The following is a 15,702-nucleotide window of genomic DNA, read 5'->3' on the forward strand; positions in this document are numbered from 1 at the left end:
AGTGGGGCTCCTCAGGAATGACGTTGGAGTTGGCGGCTTTCGGGAATGATGGAAAATGAGCTACCCGCAGGAATAAGTGGTGTCTTGCAGTCCACGATAGATCTGGCACCCCCTCCCGTCATGCCGGAAACGAGGCACGAGTTATCCGGTATCTAATTTAATACATTGTTCACACTAAAATTCAGTATTATTTTTTATTTTAAATAAGGGTAATACTCATGGACAAGCAGCCTTGTGTTTACATTCTCTCTTCTCCGAACAAAAAAGTGCTCTATATTGGAGTAACCAGTCAGTTAAAGATAAGAGTATGGCAGCATAAAAAGAAGCAAGTAGATGGTTTTACTCAGAAATATGACGTGAATATCTTAGTTTATTATGAGATACATGAAACGATGCAAGACGCAATTTATAAAGAAAAGCAATTAAAGCGTTGGAAAAGAGGCTGGAAAAACACCCTGATTGAGTCAATGAATCCTAATTATGAAGACTTGTTTGAGGAACTATAAAACTAGGTGATGAGTTACATGTTTAGGCTAGATGAGTATGCTGATAGTGAGAAAGGTTACTACTAAACAGATGACTATACTGATCTGTTTAGTAGTAATTGAAAATGGAATCAAAAAACGTTAAGAATCTTTTGTATCTTGCTTGTATTCATACTGGTAATAACCGTAGCCGCCGTAAGCATTAGAAGCTTTTTTCTCGACCGCATTAAGAATAAAGCCTTTTACTTCAATACCATTTTGCTCAAAGCGTTGTTTAGTGATTTCGACTTCTTTCACTGAGTTCTGTTCAAAACGACCGACAATTAAGGTTGTACCCACATGCGCGCCGACAATCGCAGCATCGGTCACTGCAAGGATTGGTGGGGTATCGACGATTACGATGTCGTAATGCTCACTAGCCCAGTCCAGCAGTGTTTTAAAACGAGGGTGTAACAGTAATTCCGATGGGTTTGGTGGTACTTCACCGCGAGCCATAAAACTTAGTTTTTCGACATCGAGCTTGGTAATAAGACTTTGCATGTCCATTTGTCCGCTTAGATAATCGGATAGCCCTGGCTTCTCACTGACTGAAAATTGTCGCCCAATCTTACCTTTTCGCATGTCGGCATCGATTACTAATACATTTTGCCCCGCTTTGGCGATCACCGCTCCCATGTTGGCAGATACAAAGGATTTACCGATCGATGGGCTTGGCCCGGAAATCATCAATACATTATTTTTAGCTTCCATCATGGCGAAGTACAAACTGGTACGTAGGCTTCGAATGGCTTCCACTGCTAAATCTGCCGGGTTCGCTATGCTTAATAGTGTTTGTTGGATCGTCTGAGTTTGAGTCTTATGCTTTTTACTTACCGTGCTTTGATATTCAGATAACGGAATAGAAGCGTAAACTGGCAAGCCAATTGCTTCAATTTGTTCTGAGCTTTCAATACCTTTGTGCATTGCGGTTTTCAATAAGATTAAGGCCACTGATAGCATTCCACCTAACAAAGTGGCTAAAACTGCAATTAATGGTTTCTTCGGTTTAACCGCTCGGGAATAGCTTTGCGCGCCATCAATAATACGAACGTTACCAACAGTACTGGCTTTTACTATGTTGAGTTCTTGTACTTTATTAAGCAGTTGAATATAAATTTCTTGGGTTACTTGAACATCACGAGTCAAACGTAAAACTTCACGTTGTGTTTTTGGCAGCTTTTCAATACGGCCATTCAAACGTGCTTTTTCAGATAAGAGTGTTTGTCTTTTATCTAATAAGGCTTGGTAAGCCGGATGCTGTTTAGTAAAGCGTTGTGAAATATCACTTTCTTTAAAGGTAAGTTCATTTAATTGTGATTCCAACGTTACCATGACATCTAGAGTGGATTGCGCTTCCATATTTAAATCGACCGATTCGTTATTTTGACGGTAACGGTTGAGTTTGTCTTCTGCGATAGTCAGCTGGGTTTTGATTTCAGGTAAATGCTTTCTCAAGAAGGTTAAGCTACTTTCGGCTTCTGCTGAATTACGCTCAACATTTTGTAGTAAGTAGTTTTGGCTAATGCTATTGAGCATTGCTTGAATGTCATCTCGGTTTTCACCGGTTAACGATAATTGCAAAATACCTGTTTGTTTACCGCGTTCACTTACGGATAGGTTTTGTTGAAGGTTTTGAATCGCGTCTAAACGGCTAACTTTAGCGAGAGTAAAGCTATCGCCATCGTTAGCTTGAATTTGAGTAACAAATAATAAAAAACCACCTTGTTGTGATAATTCACCAACTTTACCGTTTAGGATAAGGTTATCTTCACTGTCTGTCAGTGAGAAAGTACCTTGTTCTTGGTTAAGAACCGTTAAGGTATAGGCTTCTAGCTCGCTCTTTTCCGGTAAAATAAATCGGCTAATTTCGATATGTTGAGCATTGCCCATTAAACGAGAAAGGCCTTTGCCTATAATAGGGAAATGATTAGCATTGGCAACGGTGGTTAAGTTCAGCTTGTCAACGGTTTCACCGAGAACCATACGTGATTTTAAAATCTCGATTTCCGTTGATGCGGCTGATTCAGAGCTGAACAAATCTGCCATGTCACTGTTTAGAGCTGGCATGCCTGTATTTTTTTGTTCAACTTGAATTAAGGCATCTGCTTTATATATGGGGGTAGCGAGAAGGGCATAACTTACACCCAAAACAGCAAACACAAAGGTGGTGAGAATAATAAACCAACGGTGATCCAAAAGGATGCCAAATAATTTCCCTAGATCAATCACATCGTTGTTACTTGATGGTGATTTTTGCGTGTTGTTCTGGTTAACACTCATGCGTATTCCAATCAGTTATAAACGTTAAATTCATATTCAACAGCGTCAACTTATCCATGTCATTGCGATTGGCTTCAGACTATTGCTGTTGGCGTTTGGTTATATTATATCTTCTTTGCCCAAGCTTCTGATGACTGTTTGATTAAATCAAAAGTATGCTCAAAAGCTTCTTTGCTTTGACGGTAAGGATCGGGGATTTCTTTTTGTCCGATCCATTGGCCAAATAGCATAATTTTGCCTCTTGCTTCAGGGGCTATCTCATGGACGGCTTCTAAATGACCTTTTTCCATGACTAAAATTAAATCATGATCTCGACACAACTGGCTGGTTAATTGCTGAGCTTTGTGACCTTCTAATGAAAGACCATGAGATTCAGCAACGCTGTAGGCCATATCATCTGCAGGTTTGTCGGTTAAACGGCTTCGTTTAGTGGCAATGCCAGCGGATGATACCTGTTTATGGGGTGCCATTTGTTGTAATAATCGTTCTCCTGTAGGTGAGCGACAGATATTACCCACACAAACGATTAAAATTTTGTTGAACATGTTTATCTCTGTCCCCTTCTTCTTTGAAGTTGCAGTTTTGTTGGCTACATGCACTCATGGGGCTTCGCTTATTTGTCGCCTCACTGCAACTTCAACTATTTGGATATGTACCCGCTTACTTGAGTGTCGTTCACATTGTCTTTATCTAAACTCAATATTCAGATATGGAGACGTAGTTGTATTTTATAAAGTAACCTTTACTTTAATTCCATGTAGTAATTCAAACCTTCAGATAGGTTGTTGAACCCTGTTATGGTTGGAAGTAATTGTCTAACCACACGGTTCCAACGAGCTATTGGCGCTGCAGTAACATAAACAATATCATAAGGTTGCATTTGGAATTCAGTGCCAATCACTAATGCGGTCGCATCTTTTATATTTAACTGATAAATATTGGCAATAGGTGGTAGTTCTTTTTTCTCAGTTTCTGAGTTTGCCGTATCTGTCGACGATGTAGTTTGAACAAGCTGAGGATCTTGTTTGATGCTTCGTATAACAAACACACCTGTCGCGTCAGCTTCAAGTTCATTGATCCCACCAACACTACTCAACGCTTCGGTTAAACTCATTCCTGAACGATCGATTTTGAGCAGTTTTGGCTCTTGTACTTCGCCCATCACAAAAACTTTTTGTCCGTCATTGCGCGGTACATGAATAATGTCTCCGCTTTTTAATAGTCGGTTTTGTGTTAGATCACCACGTTGCATAAGGGCGTACAAAGAAATGCTTTCTTCTTGTCCATTACGAGTAAGGGTTATGTTACGCCAATCAGCATCTTGGGCTAAACCGCCAGCTCGGTTAATGGCATCTAAAATGGTTAGAGGGACATTGGTGATCGCTTGTTGTCCGGGCTTATTAATTTCACCGGTTACGTAAGCTTTTTGAGCGCGGAAAGCGGCAACGTTAACATCTACTTGAGGGCTTTCGATATATTTGGCTAAGCGTTTGGAAATTTCATCACGAATTTCTGTCACGGTTTTACCTGAAACGTGAACCGTGCCAATGTAGGGGTAGAAAATACTGCCATCTGAATGTACCCAGTTACCTGATTCACTTGAACTACGGTATGAACCTGCCGGAATGGTTAATTCAGGGTGATCCCAAATAGTAATATTTAAAATGTCACCAGGGCCAATATAGTATTGGTATTTTGACACTTCAGTATCAAGAGCTGGATTGCTACGTGAGGTAACTTGTTCTGGCTTGAACTGGTTGACAGTATTTGGCGTTAGAGGATAAACATTGACTCGGTTTGATATATCATCATTAGACTGGTTATCATCATTGGAATTGGATTCAGGTTGAATCACGTTTTTGCCATCTAAGCTGATGTGTGAACCGGGGATAGTACAACCTGCAAGTAGGGTACTTGCCAATAGTGCTGCCATTGCTTTTGTTTTAAGTTCCATTTAAACCGTCATTTTTGTCAGAGTCATAATGTATGACAAGTGGAAAAACGTATACCCTTCTTAAGCTTGAACTTTTCAGCTTTGTTGGCTTTTCAATAATACCTATTACTTAGCAGAGCTAAGATAACGATATAGGATTTACCTGCCATCTTACTGTAATTTCAACGGCTATTGGGTATATCTATTAGCTATAATGACCAATAGATGCTGATGAAAAACATACGCATTTGTAAAAAATTATTAAATTTAGGCTACGGAAACGAAAGCGGCCAATAAAGTGTACATCGTAGGCTAAATTTATAATAAATTTCGTCGATGATGGTACTTTATTTCTTGTGATAAATAAATAATTAAGCTCATTAATTTAGTCAGTTTTGAGAATGTCGCTATATAAAATAAATAAAGTTCAAGGTTATGTGATTATAAAATTATTTTATTGATGAATATGCGTTTTTTCTTGTCGTAGTCGGTTTTTGGGCTATGTTTGCCTACTTTCAGGGTTTTGTAAATTTAAGGTTGTAGGGAGTTTCCTTGGTGCTTTCATGGTAGCTTCTGGTACTTTGGGTATTGGCATTTTTTCATTACATTTTTAAATTCTCAAGCTATTAGGTTTTGGTGGATATTAAATGTGATAATACAAAACTTATTGGTGAGAATAATGTTCAGACTAAATCAACATTATTAATGTTATGGCTACTTTAGCGGTTTTCTTGTGGTATTGAGTATTCCATGCTTTACAATAGTCTTAACTTCAATTTGATTTTATCGAGTACGTGTTATGAAAATTGCAATTGCGGGTACTGGCTATGTTGGCCTTTCTAATGCCGTTTTACTGTCTCAACACCACGAAGTAGTGGCAGTGGATATCATTTCTGAAAAAGTGGAGATGATTAACCGTAAGCAGTCACCAATTTCTGATGTCGAAATTGAGCAGTTTTTATCTGAAAAGACATTGAATTTAACTGCAACCTTGGATAAAGAAGCCGCGTATAAAGACGCTAAATTTGTGGTGATTGCTACACCTACCGATTACGATCCACAAACGAATTACTTTAATACGTCTTCGGTTGAAGCGGTGATTCGTGATGTGATGTCGATTAACCCAGATGCGGTGATGGTGATTAAATCAACAGTGCCTGTAGGGTATACCGCGAATATCAAGCAAGAGATGGAGTGTGACAATATTTTGTTTTCACCAGAGTTCTTACGTGAAGGGCGTGCATTGTTTGATAACTTGCATCCATCTCGCATTATTGTTGGTGAGCAATCTGAGCGAGCCAAAATATTTGCAGGCTTGCTTGCTGAAGGTGCTGTAAAACAAGATATTGACGTACTGTTTACTGATTCTACTGAAGCGGAAGCGGTTAAGTTGTTTTCTAATACTTTTTTAGCCTTACGTGTGGCGTACTTTAATGAGCTTGATTCGTACGCAGAAGCAAATGGCCTGAATGCTCGCCAGATCATTGAAGGCGTAGGGCTCGATCCTCGCATCGGTAACCATTACAACAACCCATCGTTTGGTTATGGTGGTTATTGTTTGCCGAAAGATACTAAGCAGTTATTAGCAAACTATGATTCTGTACCAAATAATATTATTGGTGCAATTGTCGATGCTAACCGTACACGTAAAGACTTTGTAGCCGATTCAATTATTAAGCGCAACCCGAAAATCGTTGGGGTTTATCGTTTGATCATGAAAGCGGGTTCGGATAATTTCCGCGCGTCTAGCATACAAGGCATCATGAAACGTTTAAAAGCGAAAGGCATTGAAGTGGTGGTGTTTGAGCCGGTATTAAAAGAGGATGAGTTTTTCCGTTCTCGCGTGATCCGTGATTTTAATGAGTTTAAGCAGGTGTCGGATGTGATCGTGTCAAACCGTATGGTTGAAGAGTTGGCCGATGTTGCTGATAAAGTTTACACTCGCGATCTGTTTGGAAGTGATTAATTAAACTAGAGTTTTTGATCTTTAGAGTGCGTTAAAAAGGATTTATATGCATTACGATGTATTCAATGGCGATGCTGATGGGATCATCGCTTTACTCCAACTGCGTTTAGCCGAGCCTAAACAAAGCCAACTGGTTACTGGGGTAAAGCGAGACATTCAATTGTTATCTCAAGTGGCGCAGGCAGATAATGTGTCTTCTGTCACGGTATTGGATATATCGTTGCAGAAAAACGCGAATGCTTTAATGCAATTACTTGACCGTTCGGTCCCTGTTTTTTATTGCGATCATCACCAAAGTGGTGAGGTTCCAGCTTCTCCTTTCCTTGAAACCTTGATTAATTTAGATGCAGAAACCTGTACCAGTTTGTTGATCAATCAACGGTTAAAAGGTCGGTTTCAAACTTGGGCTATTGCCGGGGCTTTTGGCGATAACATGAGCAAGCGTGCGTTGGCTTTGTCTGAGCAATCTCAATTGTTACCTAAACAAATCGAGGCCTTAAAAGAGCTAGGCACCTTGTTGAATTATAACGGTTATGGGGCCAGTATTGATGATTTGCACTTTACACCTACAAGGTTATTTCAGACTTTATTGCAATACCCCGATCCGTTTGAATTATTAGAGGATAAAGCCTCGGTTTTTTACCAACTTCAGACAGGCTATGCCCAAGACAGTGCGCATTTAAGTGAGCTGACGCCATTATTAAATACGACAACGTGTGAAGTCTATGTATTGCCAAATGCTGCATGGGCAAGGCGGATCAGTGGTGTCTTTGGTAATCAACTGGCTAATGACAATCCTGATAAAGCCTTTGCGGTATTAACTTTAAATAAAAACCACTTGGATTATACGGTTAGTGTTCGAGCGCCATTAAATAGGCGTGAAGGCGCGGATGAGGTGTGTAATCAATTTTCAACAGGTGGAGGGCGAAGAGCCGCCGCTGGGATTAATCAGTTACCTATTGAGCAACGAGATAAATTGATTCAAGCTTTGACGTTGAGATATCGTTGATACTTATCGATTAAATAATTAAACGGAAAATAGAAAAAGAGGAATGATGAATTCCTCTTTTTTGATCCTAATTTCTTTTTCTAACGATTATATATCGTCATCACATTCCTTTTGCATCTCTTCTTTATTGAACAATACCACTCTATTGCGCCCTTTGGTTTTCGCTTTATATAATGCGATATCCGCTTGTTTGATCATATCGTCAATATCAGTACATTGTGGTTGATTCACGGACACACCGATTGAGAGAGTAATATTTAATTGTGTACTATCTGAAATCTGAATACTGGTCGCCGAAACTGTTTTTCGAATATGTTCCGCTAAAGCATACCCTTTATCTTGAGTATTCTGCATCACGACAACAAACTCCTCTCCGCCTAAACGGGCTAATAAGTCAGAATTGGTAATGTTGTGTTTTACGATTTCACTTAACTGTTGAAGTACAATATCACCAGCATCATGGCCATAAACATCATTTACTTGCTTAAAGTGATCAACATCGATCATCAATAACGAAAGTGGTTTTTGACTCTTTTGATGGTCGATAAATACTGGCGTTACTTGTTCAAAGAAGTGTCGGCGGTTGCTTATACCTGTTAATACATCGGTATGGGCGATGTACTCCAAACGTTTTTCTAGCTCTATTCTGTCGGTAATATCGAAAGCTGATGTTCTAGCAATAGCAAAGTTGCCTTCATTAAATAAGGCAACGGCAGAGGTGGAAACAAAGAAGGTGTTACCTTGTTTGGTTTGCACTTCTAAAATGACACCATCAATTTCTTGTTCATTCGGTAAATGGTCTAAAAATGCTTTGAAGGTTTCTTGGCTTGCTGGAGTAATAAAGTTGGAAAAAGATCGACCAATCACTTCATCTCTTTCATAACCTAACCAGTTAAGTTCAGTTTGGTTAATACGGGTTACGATCCCCTGAGCATCCAAACTATGGTAACCACAAGGTGCATTTTCATATAAGTCTTTTAGCTCTGAGCTGATTCGTTTGTGATGTGTACGACGTGCTTTTTTTTGTTCTGAATTACTTATAAGCATTAACATAATAAAGGCAATGGACACATATAGTAGCACGATGATTATGTGGCTAGAGGGTTTATAAAATAATGAAGATTCTTGAATGGTTTCATTTGGCAGAAATATCACCAACTTCCAATTGGTGTTATGAGTCGATTCTTCTGATACTGGGAAGTTAACTTTACTGTGTGTTGTATGTTTAGGGCTATTTATTGCACTAAAGTCCAATGGTGTAATGGATTGATAGCGAAATAATCCTTTCTCGGTTTTTAGGGTGCCACTATTACTTTTTTTGATGGTTGGCCAAGCTAGTGGGTAACGTTGTTCAAAATTATTTTTTGGTTTCCCTAAGCTCACTCCCCACTCATTGCTTCTATCATGATTACTCAACCAATAACCTTGTTCATCAATAAGCATGCCTTGTCCATTGATGCGCAGTTTAATTTGATGGCGAAAGTTTTCTAATAATTCATTTGCTAAGTAATTAATCATTACGATACCAATGGGCTGACCATTATTATCTAAAATTTGTGTAGCGAAGCGTAATGTTGGCTTATAAGGAATTTCAATTTTTTCATTTTCAACATTCAAATCCATTTTAGAAACGTATGTTTCTCCTGGTGCTAATGATAATGCTTGCTGAAAATAGTAGCGATTATATTTATTTTGTAATTGAGAATTAGGTACTTGAATTGGTGTGCCGTCGTTATAGTTAACACGAATAAGCTCCTCACCATTGAGATCGAATAAACGGATCTGGCCGTAATGTTCAAAAGCATTGGTGAGGTTTCTAAATAGCTCAACTAAACTTGCTTTGTCTGCTGGATTAATATTGTTTTCAAAATATCCCGTGACGACTTTAGATTTTGAGACCATGTTCAATACAATCAATTGTACTTGCATCTCTTTTTGAAGAGAGTGTGTTGTAGTTGCGATGAAAGCTTCTTCCTGTGACAGTAACTTTTCTTCTAAGTTTTTTGTATATTCTTGATACCAGTAGAAGCCTAAAGCCGCAAATATAAGTGTAAAAATACTAAGAGTGATCATGAAACGTATCATGACATTTTTTAATAAACTTTTATCATGGAGTACGTCCTCTTCTAGAGCGGGATCGTGATCAAATTGAGTCATGAAGAGACATTTTCCTAGGTTATGAGTTTCTTTGTGGTATTTACATTGATTATAGTTATATGATATTGAAATTAAAACATCTTAATTATTAAGGTTATTGTTATAAATACTTATTTAATCAAAAAAAGCTAAGAGATAGTCACTTAGCTTTTATTTTTCATATGGTTAAATATTTATTTCAGCCAACTTTTAGGATTTTGCGCTTGACTATTTCGGCGGATCTCAAAGTATAAAGAAGGCCTAGATTGGCCACCAGTATTACCTGCCAGTGCAATAGTTTCTCCAGCGCCTACAATATCCCCATCTTTTTTCAGCAAGGTTTGGTTATAACCATATAAGGTCATGTCTCCTTTACCATGATCCAATAGAATCACTAGCCCATAACCACGTAGCCATTCAGCAAAGACGACTTTACCGGAATGAACAGCTTTTACTGCTTCACCTTGGCGAGCGTTAATGACGATGCCTTTCCAAGTTACTTGACCACTTTGTGACGAGCCGAAGTTATGCAGTACTTGCCCGCTGATTGGCCAAGGGAGTTTTCCGCGATAAGCTGCAAGGCCGTTCATTGGGGAAACATTACGTTTGGCCGCTTTAGCGATTTCTGCTTTTAAACGTGCTTCGTTGCGTCGAAGTTCGGCTAAAGCGCTTTCATTACTACGGATATTGCTACGAATTTTGGTAAGAGTGCCTTTACGCTGACTTTGATTTTTTTGTAAGTCATCTCGTTTGCTTTTTTGTTGAGCCAAAAGCGTTGATTGGCGGGTTTCTTCTTCTGATAATTGCCTTTCTTTTTCATCTAATTGAGATTGAGTTAGTGCAAGGGCTTCAATGGCTTCAGTTCGTGATTTGGCTAAATGTTGAAAGTATTGACTGATACGGTCCATTCTTTCTGCATCACCACCTTGAATGAGTGCTGGCATTGCGTTGCTTTTACTGGTGATGTAATAGGCTTTGATGAGTTTTTCGAGGGTTTGGGTTTGTTGCTTTTTAGTGGCTTCTAATTCTTTTTTCTGGTTTTTTAGTTGATTAGATTGCCTTGAACTTTACGCAGCTCTTGTTCGGTATGGTTAATCTCTTGCCCTAACTTTGAGATGCTGACTTCGTGATTTTTCAGTTCACTTTGTAATTCATTGAGTTTCTTCTGTTGCCCACTGATTGAGGACTTTTGACGAGAAATCTCAGCAGAAACGCCTTTTAAATCCTCTTTAGAGGCGGCATACCCATTGATAGGAAACAAAACAAGGGTGAGAGAGAAACATAGAAAAACGCCAGCACATGCTTGTTTTACAACGGTGCTGGGTTGTAATGAGCCTGTGATGGCGTTGTGAGTATGTTTAGCCTGAGGCTTAGACAGTGTCATGTTTTGAAGTTTTCCCTTTTATACAAGAACGAATGACCACCACGATCATTCGTAAATCGGGCAGGTGATATTGCTATGATAGCTTGAATCACCGTGCCCTATAAGGGGATTATTTCAGATTGACAATAACCTGACCAGACATCTCTGCAGGGATTTCCATTCCTGTTAGCTCAAGCATGGTTGGAGCAAGATCAGAAAGCTTACCACCTGCTTTGAATTCCAGCGCTTTGTTACCCACATAAATCAGTGGGACAGGTAGGCTAGTATGTGCAGTATGAACGCCACCTGTTTCAGGATCGATCATCATTTCAGCATTACCGTGATCGGCTGTGATCAGCATTTGACCATCGACTTCTTTAATTGCTTCTACGACACGGCCAATACATTCATCAACGGCTTCACAGGCTTTAACGGCAGCGTCATAAACACCCGTGTGACCAACCATGTCGCCATTTGGGTAGTTACAGATGATGGTATCAAACTTGCCAGATTTGATAGCAGCAACTAATTTGTCAGTCAGTTCTGGTGCGCTCATCTCTGGTTGAAGATCGTACGTTGCCACTTTTGGCGAAGCAACCAATTGACGCTCTTCGCCTTCAAACTCGTTTTCTTTACCGCCATTGAAGAAGAAAGTTACGTGTGCGTATTTTTCCGTTTCAGAAATTCGCAGCTGAGTTTTACCGCATTTAGATAACCACTCACCGTAAGTGTTTTCTAAAGAGGCTGGTGGGAATGCACAAAGCAGTGGGATGTCTGCTGCGTATTGAGTCAGCATTACAAAATCAATGCTTGGGAATACTTCACGTTCAAAACCATCGAAATCCGGAACGAAAGTACGCGTAATTTCACGCGCACGGTCAGCACGGTAGTTCATGAAGATAACCGCATCACCATCGACGATTGCAGCGCTTGCTTGGCCTTCAGCACGTACTTCAGTCGCTTGAACAAATTCATCATTTTCTTCACGAGCGTAAGCCGCTTCTAAGCCTTCTACTGCAGAATCGACAGTGAACTCTGCTTTCGCTTGCGTTAATAGGTCGTAAGATTTTTGTACACGATCCCAGTTATTATCACGATCCATTGCAAAGTAACGGCCAATTAAAGACGCGATACGACCTTCTTCTAGACTCAATTCTGCGAATAGATCTTGGAAGCGTTGTAAGGTATTTTTTGCACTACGTGGTGGTGTATCACGGCCATCTAGGAAACCATGTACATACACTTTTTTTGCGCCACGCTCAGCGGCCATTTGTACCGCAGCATAAATATGATCTTCATGGCTATGAACGCCACCTGGAGACATCAAACCCATGATGTGAACGGCTTTACCAGCAGCGACGGCTTTATCAATCGCGTTTGCTAGCGCTGGTGTGTCTTTAAATTCATCATCGGCAATTGATTTAGTAATACGAGTTAAGTCCTGATATACCACGCGACCGGCACCAATGTTGGTGTGGCCAACTTCTGAGTTACCCATTTGCCCGTCAGGCAAGCCTACATCGAAGCCTGAAGCTGAAATAAGGGTATTGGGTTGGTTAGCAAATAAACCATCTAAAACTGGTGTGTTTGCATTTGCGATAGCGTTGTCGCTGTTGTCTTCGCGGTAACCCCAACCATCAAGAATCACTAGAGCCATTGGCTTCTTATTTGACATGTTCAAACCTCGTTTAAAATACAAAGAATTTTATTTAGCGTAATTTTACTACATATTTCACTTTAAACTGTAGGGTAAGATCAATTTAACTTACCTCTCCACCTTGGTGTCACATTAATCTGGTGCAAATTTTCATTTGATGATGTGCATTATGCCTAATTATTAATCGAGATGAAAATCGAATTCATTGATGGGATTAATAGAAGAAAGCGATGTAATCATTGTTTGAGCGTAAATCTCTTAGATTCCCGCTCTCGCTTAGGCTCGGCTGGAATGACGGGCCAGCACTGTCACGCTGAAAATACCCAACTACCGTCATGTCGGAAATATAAACCCATCGTCGTGTTGGTATCTTATTGTTATCCACCGACCTAAATCCCCAAATAACTAGACCTAAATCCTCTTTTGCGCCTTTACTCTCGCCACTTATCGTTTAGGCGGTTATACTCTTGCCTTTCCAATTTCGGCTGTGGATGATCCCAGTCAATGCATTTAAGAGTGTAGGCATGCAAGAGTATACTGAGTTTTTTCAAAATAATATGATTCTGGTGTTGGTGTGGGTTGGTGTGTTCGCCGCGTTAATAGGCAGCATTTTTAAGTCATCTACAGCAAAATACAAAATCATTGGTGTAAGTGAATTAACCCAACAGATCAACCGTGAAGATGGTGTGGTGATTGATATTCGTACAAAAGATGAATATAAGCGTGGTCATATTTCTGGCGCAGTTCACATTTTGCCAACAGAAATTAAATCTGGCTCAATTGCGACTATTGAAAAATACAAAACCACCCCAATCATTGTGGTATGTAAGACCGGTCAAACGGTACATGAAAATGCCAATGCATTAAGCAAAGCCGGCTTTGAAAAAGTGAGCATATTGAAAAATGGTATGACTGCTTGGAATGACAAGAATTTACCTTTGGTTTCTGAAAAATCAGTAAGTAAAAAAGGTAAGAAATAATTTAGACCCTGTACCTTGACGAGTGGATAGGTACTAGGAATCAGAATTTTATATTAAATTTAATAAGGACAATTCCTCATGGCTGAAGCAGCACCTCAAGAACAACAAAACTTCACTATTCAACGTATCTTCTTAAAAGATCTTTCTTTTGAAGCGCCAAACTCTCCACAAATGTTCCAAAAAGATTGGAATCCAGATGTGAAGTTAGATCTTGATACACAAAGCCGTGAGCTTGGTGAAAATGTTTACGAAGTGGTACTTCGTTTAACCGTAACGGTGAAGAACGAAGAAGAAACAGCTTTCCTTTGTGAAATTCAACAAGGTGGTATCTTCACTGCTGAAAACATGGAACAAGGTCAATTAGCACATTGCTTAGGGGCTTTCTGCCCGAACATCCTTTTCCCATACGCACGTGAAACGATTTCAAGCCTAGTGATTAAAGGTACGTTCCCTCAATTGAACCTAGCACCAGTTAACTTTGATGCATTGTTCATGAACTACCTACAAAGCCAAGCTGAACAAGCACCACAAGACGCGTAATTGCTGACAGATGGTATTAAGTTTATTGAGAGCCTCGTAACTCGTTTGAGTACGAGGTTCTTATTTTTATCATCTTTATTATCAAAAAAGGGCTTATGCCTTTAAGCTATACCTAAATAACGTGAAGACTGATTTTTCAAGTTCTTTAGGTATATCAATTCTTTTCCACTCAATCCTTAGGTTGTAACCATGCCAAACTCTACAATACATAATGATGTTGTCATGACGGTCATTGGTGCCGGCTCTTACGGAACCTCTCTTGCTATCGCTTTAGCGCGTAATGGTTCTAAGGTTATCTTATGGGGTCATAACCCTGATCACATGTCAGCTTTAGAATATGACCGTTCTAATGAAGAATTTCTACCGGGTATCGACTTCCCAGAATCTTTAATTATTGAATCTGATTTAGAAGTAGCTGTGTCGTCTGCTCGTGATCTGTTGGTTGTTGTGCCAAGTCATGTATTTGGAACGGTATTAAAAAATGTTAAGCCTCATTTACGTGATGATTCTCGTATTTGCTGGGCAACGAAAGGGTTAGAACCTGAAACTGGTCGTTTATTGAAAGACGTAGCGGAAGAAGTCTTAGGCACTGATATTTCATTAGCTGTTTTATCTGGGCCAACCTTCGCTAAAGAATTAGCGGCTGGAATGCCAACGGCTATTTCGGTGTCATCTCCTGATGAACAATTTGTCGATGACTTACAAGAGACCATCCATTGCAGTAAAACCTTCCGAGTTTATGCTAATAGCGACTTTATTGGGATGCAATTAGGTGGGGCAGTGAAGAACGTAATTGCAATTGGCGCTGGAATGTCTGATGGTATTGGCTTTGGCGCAAATGCTCGCACTGCTTTAATCACGCGTGGTTTGGCGGAAATGTGCCGTTTAGGAGCCGCGCTTGGCGCTCAACCTGAAACCTTTATGGGCATGGCGGGTTTAGGTGATTTGGTGCTAACGTGTACCGATAACCAGTCTCGTAACCGTCGTTTTGGTTTGGCGTTAGGCCAAGGAAAAGACGTGGAAAATGCACAGTTGGAAATTGGTCAGGTTGTTGAAGGTTATCGTAATACCAAGGAAGTGTGGGTGCTTGCTAACCGAATGGGCGTTGAAATGCCTATTGTAGAGCAGATTTATGAAGTGTTATATAAAGGAAAAGATGCCCGTCAAGCCGCTCAAGATCTATTGGCTAGACAGAAAAAGTCGGAAGGATAAGAAAAAGGGCTTCCTTATCTCTAACTTTTAGGCAGGTTGTGGTTGATTGACGGCTTATCAATATTTAGACAGAACCCTAAAATATAAAAAGCACTTACGGCT

The 15,702-nt window shown here is 39.8% G+C and carries 13 protein-coding genes; 6 read left to right on the top strand and 7 right to left on the bottom strand.

The genetic code is table 11. The annotated features are described in order from the left end of the window. Positions 1-218: 218 nt before the first annotated feature. On the top strand, positions 219-506 hold the full coding sequence (locus A1QC_RS14480; RefSeq protein WP_017026689.1) for a GIY-YIG nuclease family protein: 288 nt from the start codon (positions 219-221) through the stop codon (positions 504-506). Positions 507-626: 120 nt separating this feature from the next. Here the strand turns inward: A1QC_RS14480 and A1QC_RS14485 are convergent, their stop codons facing one another. From A1QC_RS14485 to A1QC_RS14495, 3 genes are all read right to left on the bottom strand, one after another. Next, positions 627-2,804, bottom strand: a complete 2,178-nt coding sequence (locus A1QC_RS14485; protein ID WP_017026690.1) for a polysaccharide biosynthesis tyrosine autokinase — start codon at positions 2,802-2,804, stop codon at positions 627-629. A gap of 104 nt (positions 2,805-2,908) precedes the next feature. After that, the gene (locus A1QC_RS14490) at positions 2,909-3,349 is read right to left on the bottom strand and encodes a hypothetical protein (protein ID WP_017026691.1); all 441 of its coding nucleotides are present in this window, start codon (positions 3,347-3,349) and stop codon (positions 2,909-2,911) included. Between the two features lie 197 nt (positions 3,350-3,546). Further along, positions 3,547-4,758: a polysaccharide export protein gene (locus tag A1QC_RS14495; RefSeq protein ID WP_017026692.1), complete on the bottom strand. Its 1,212-nt coding sequence runs from the start codon at positions 4,756-4,758 to the stop codon at positions 3,547-3,549. 778 nt (positions 4,759-5,536) lie between these two features. Between A1QC_RS14495 and A1QC_RS14500 the strand changes: the two genes are divergently transcribed. Together A1QC_RS14500 and A1QC_RS14505 are read left to right on the top strand one after the other, a co-directional pair. Continuing rightward, positions 5,537-6,703 (top strand): nucleotide sugar dehydrogenase, encoded by a 1,167-nt coding sequence (locus tag A1QC_RS14500; RefSeq protein ID WP_017026693.1) that lies wholly within the window; start codon positions 5,537-5,539, stop codon positions 6,701-6,703. 46 nt (positions 6,704-6,749) lie between these two features. Next, positions 6,750-7,712 carry a hypothetical protein gene (locus tag A1QC_RS14505; protein ID WP_017026694.1) on the top strand — a complete coding sequence of 321 codons (963 nt, stop codon included), beginning with the start codon at positions 6,750-6,752 and terminating at the stop codon, positions 7,710-7,712. 87 nt (positions 7,713-7,799) lie between these two features. Here A1QC_RS14505 and A1QC_RS14510 read toward each other — a convergent pair whose 3' ends face one another. From A1QC_RS14510 to gpmM, 4 genes are all read right to left on the bottom strand, one after another. Then, positions 7,800-9,869 carry a sensor domain-containing diguanylate cyclase gene (locus A1QC_RS14510; RefSeq protein WP_017026695.1) on the bottom strand — a complete coding sequence of 690 codons (2,070 nt, stop codon included), beginning with the start codon at positions 9,867-9,869 and terminating at the stop codon, positions 7,800-7,802. Between the two features lie 173 nt (positions 9,870-10,042). Then, complete coding sequence (locus A1QC_RS15725; RefSeq protein ID WP_241796613.1) at positions 10,043-10,792, bottom strand: murein hydrolase activator EnvC family protein; 750 nt, start codon at positions 10,790-10,792, stop codon at positions 10,043-10,045. A gap of 98 nt (positions 10,793-10,890) precedes the next feature. Beyond that, positions 10,891-11,232, bottom strand: coding sequence for a hypothetical protein (locus A1QC_RS15730; protein ID WP_241796615.1), 342 nt, complete (start codon positions 11,230-11,232; stop codon positions 10,891-10,893). Positions 11,233-11,341: 109 nt separating this feature from the next. Beyond that, positions 11,342-12,886 (bottom strand): 2,3-bisphosphoglycerate-independent phosphoglycerate mutase, encoded by a 1,545-nt coding sequence (gpmM, locus tag A1QC_RS14520; RefSeq protein WP_017026696.1) that lies wholly within the window; start codon positions 12,884-12,886, stop codon positions 11,342-11,344. Positions 12,887-13,392: 506 nt separating this feature from the next. On the opposite strand from gpmM, the gene A1QC_RS14525 reads away from it, so the two are divergent. The 3 genes from A1QC_RS14525 to gpsA all read left to right on the top strand — a co-directional run bounded on the left by A1QC_RS14525 (position 13,393) and on the right by gpsA (position 15,600). Next, positions 13,393-13,848, top strand: a complete 456-nt coding sequence (locus tag A1QC_RS14525; RefSeq protein ID WP_017026697.1) for a rhodanese-like domain-containing protein — start codon at positions 13,393-13,395, stop codon at positions 13,846-13,848. A 78-nt stretch (positions 13,849-13,926) separates the two neighbouring features. Then, on the top strand, positions 13,927-14,388 hold the full coding sequence (secB, locus tag A1QC_RS14530; RefSeq protein WP_017026698.1) for a protein-export chaperone SecB: 462 nt from the start codon (positions 13,927-13,929) through the stop codon (positions 14,386-14,388). A 189-nt stretch (positions 14,389-14,577) separates the two neighbouring features. Further along, complete coding sequence (gene gpsA, locus A1QC_RS14535; RefSeq protein WP_017026699.1) at positions 14,578-15,600, top strand: NAD(P)H-dependent glycerol-3-phosphate dehydrogenase; 1,023 nt, start codon at positions 14,578-14,580, stop codon at positions 15,598-15,600. Positions 15,601-15,702: the final 102 nt, after the last annotated feature.

The sequence above is a fragment of the Vibrio rumoiensis 1S-45 genome, from assembly GCF_000286955.2.
Taxonomy (GTDB): Bacteria; Pseudomonadota; Gammaproteobacteria; order Enterobacterales; family Vibrionaceae; genus Vibrio; species Vibrio rumoiensis_A.

Excerpts from the sequence above, each read along its gene's own strand:
- A1QC_RS14525 (WP_017026697.1), top strand. The coding sequence starts at position 13,393 with ATGCAAGAGTATACTGAGTTTTTTCAAAATAATATGATTCTGGTGTTG.
- gpmM (WP_017026696.1), bottom strand. The coding sequence starts at position 12,886 with ATGTCAAATAAGAAGCCAATGGCTCTAGTGATTCTTGATGGTTGGGGT.
- A1QC_RS14500 (WP_017026693.1), top strand. The coding sequence starts at position 5,537 with ATGAAAATTGCAATTGCGGGTACTGGCTATGTTGGCCTTTCTAATGCC.
- secB (WP_017026698.1), top strand. The coding sequence starts at position 13,927 with ATGGCTGAAGCAGCACCTCAAGAACAACAAAACTTCACTATTCAACGT.
- gpsA (WP_017026699.1), top strand. The coding sequence starts at position 14,578 with ATGCCAAACTCTACAATACATAATGATGTTGTCATGACGGTCATTGGT.
- A1QC_RS14485 (WP_017026690.1), bottom strand. The coding sequence starts at position 2,804 with ATGAGTGTTAACCAGAACAACACGCAAAAATCACCATCAAGTAACAAC.
- A1QC_RS15725 (WP_241796613.1), bottom strand. The coding sequence starts at position 10,792 with ATGCCAGCACTCATTCAAGGTGGTGATGCAGAAAGAATGGACCGTATC.
- A1QC_RS14505 (WP_017026694.1), top strand. The coding sequence starts at position 6,750 with ATGCATTACGATGTATTCAATGGCGATGCTGATGGGATCATCGCTTTA.
- A1QC_RS15730 (WP_241796615.1), bottom strand. The coding sequence starts at position 11,232 with ATGACACTGTCTAAGCCTCAGGCTAAACATACTCACAACGCCATCACA.
- A1QC_RS14480 (WP_017026689.1), top strand. The coding sequence starts at position 219 with ATGGACAAGCAGCCTTGTGTTTACATTCTCTCTTCTCCGAACAAAAAA.
- A1QC_RS14495 (WP_017026692.1), bottom strand. The coding sequence starts at position 4,758 with ATGGAACTTAAAACAAAAGCAATGGCAGCACTATTGGCAAGTACCCTA.
- A1QC_RS14490 (WP_017026691.1), bottom strand. The coding sequence starts at position 3,349 with ATGTTCAACAAAATTTTAATCGTTTGTGTGGGTAATATCTGTCGCTCA.
- A1QC_RS14510 (WP_017026695.1), bottom strand. The coding sequence starts at position 9,869 with ATGACTCAATTTGATCACGATCCCGCTCTAGAAGAGGACGTACTCCAT.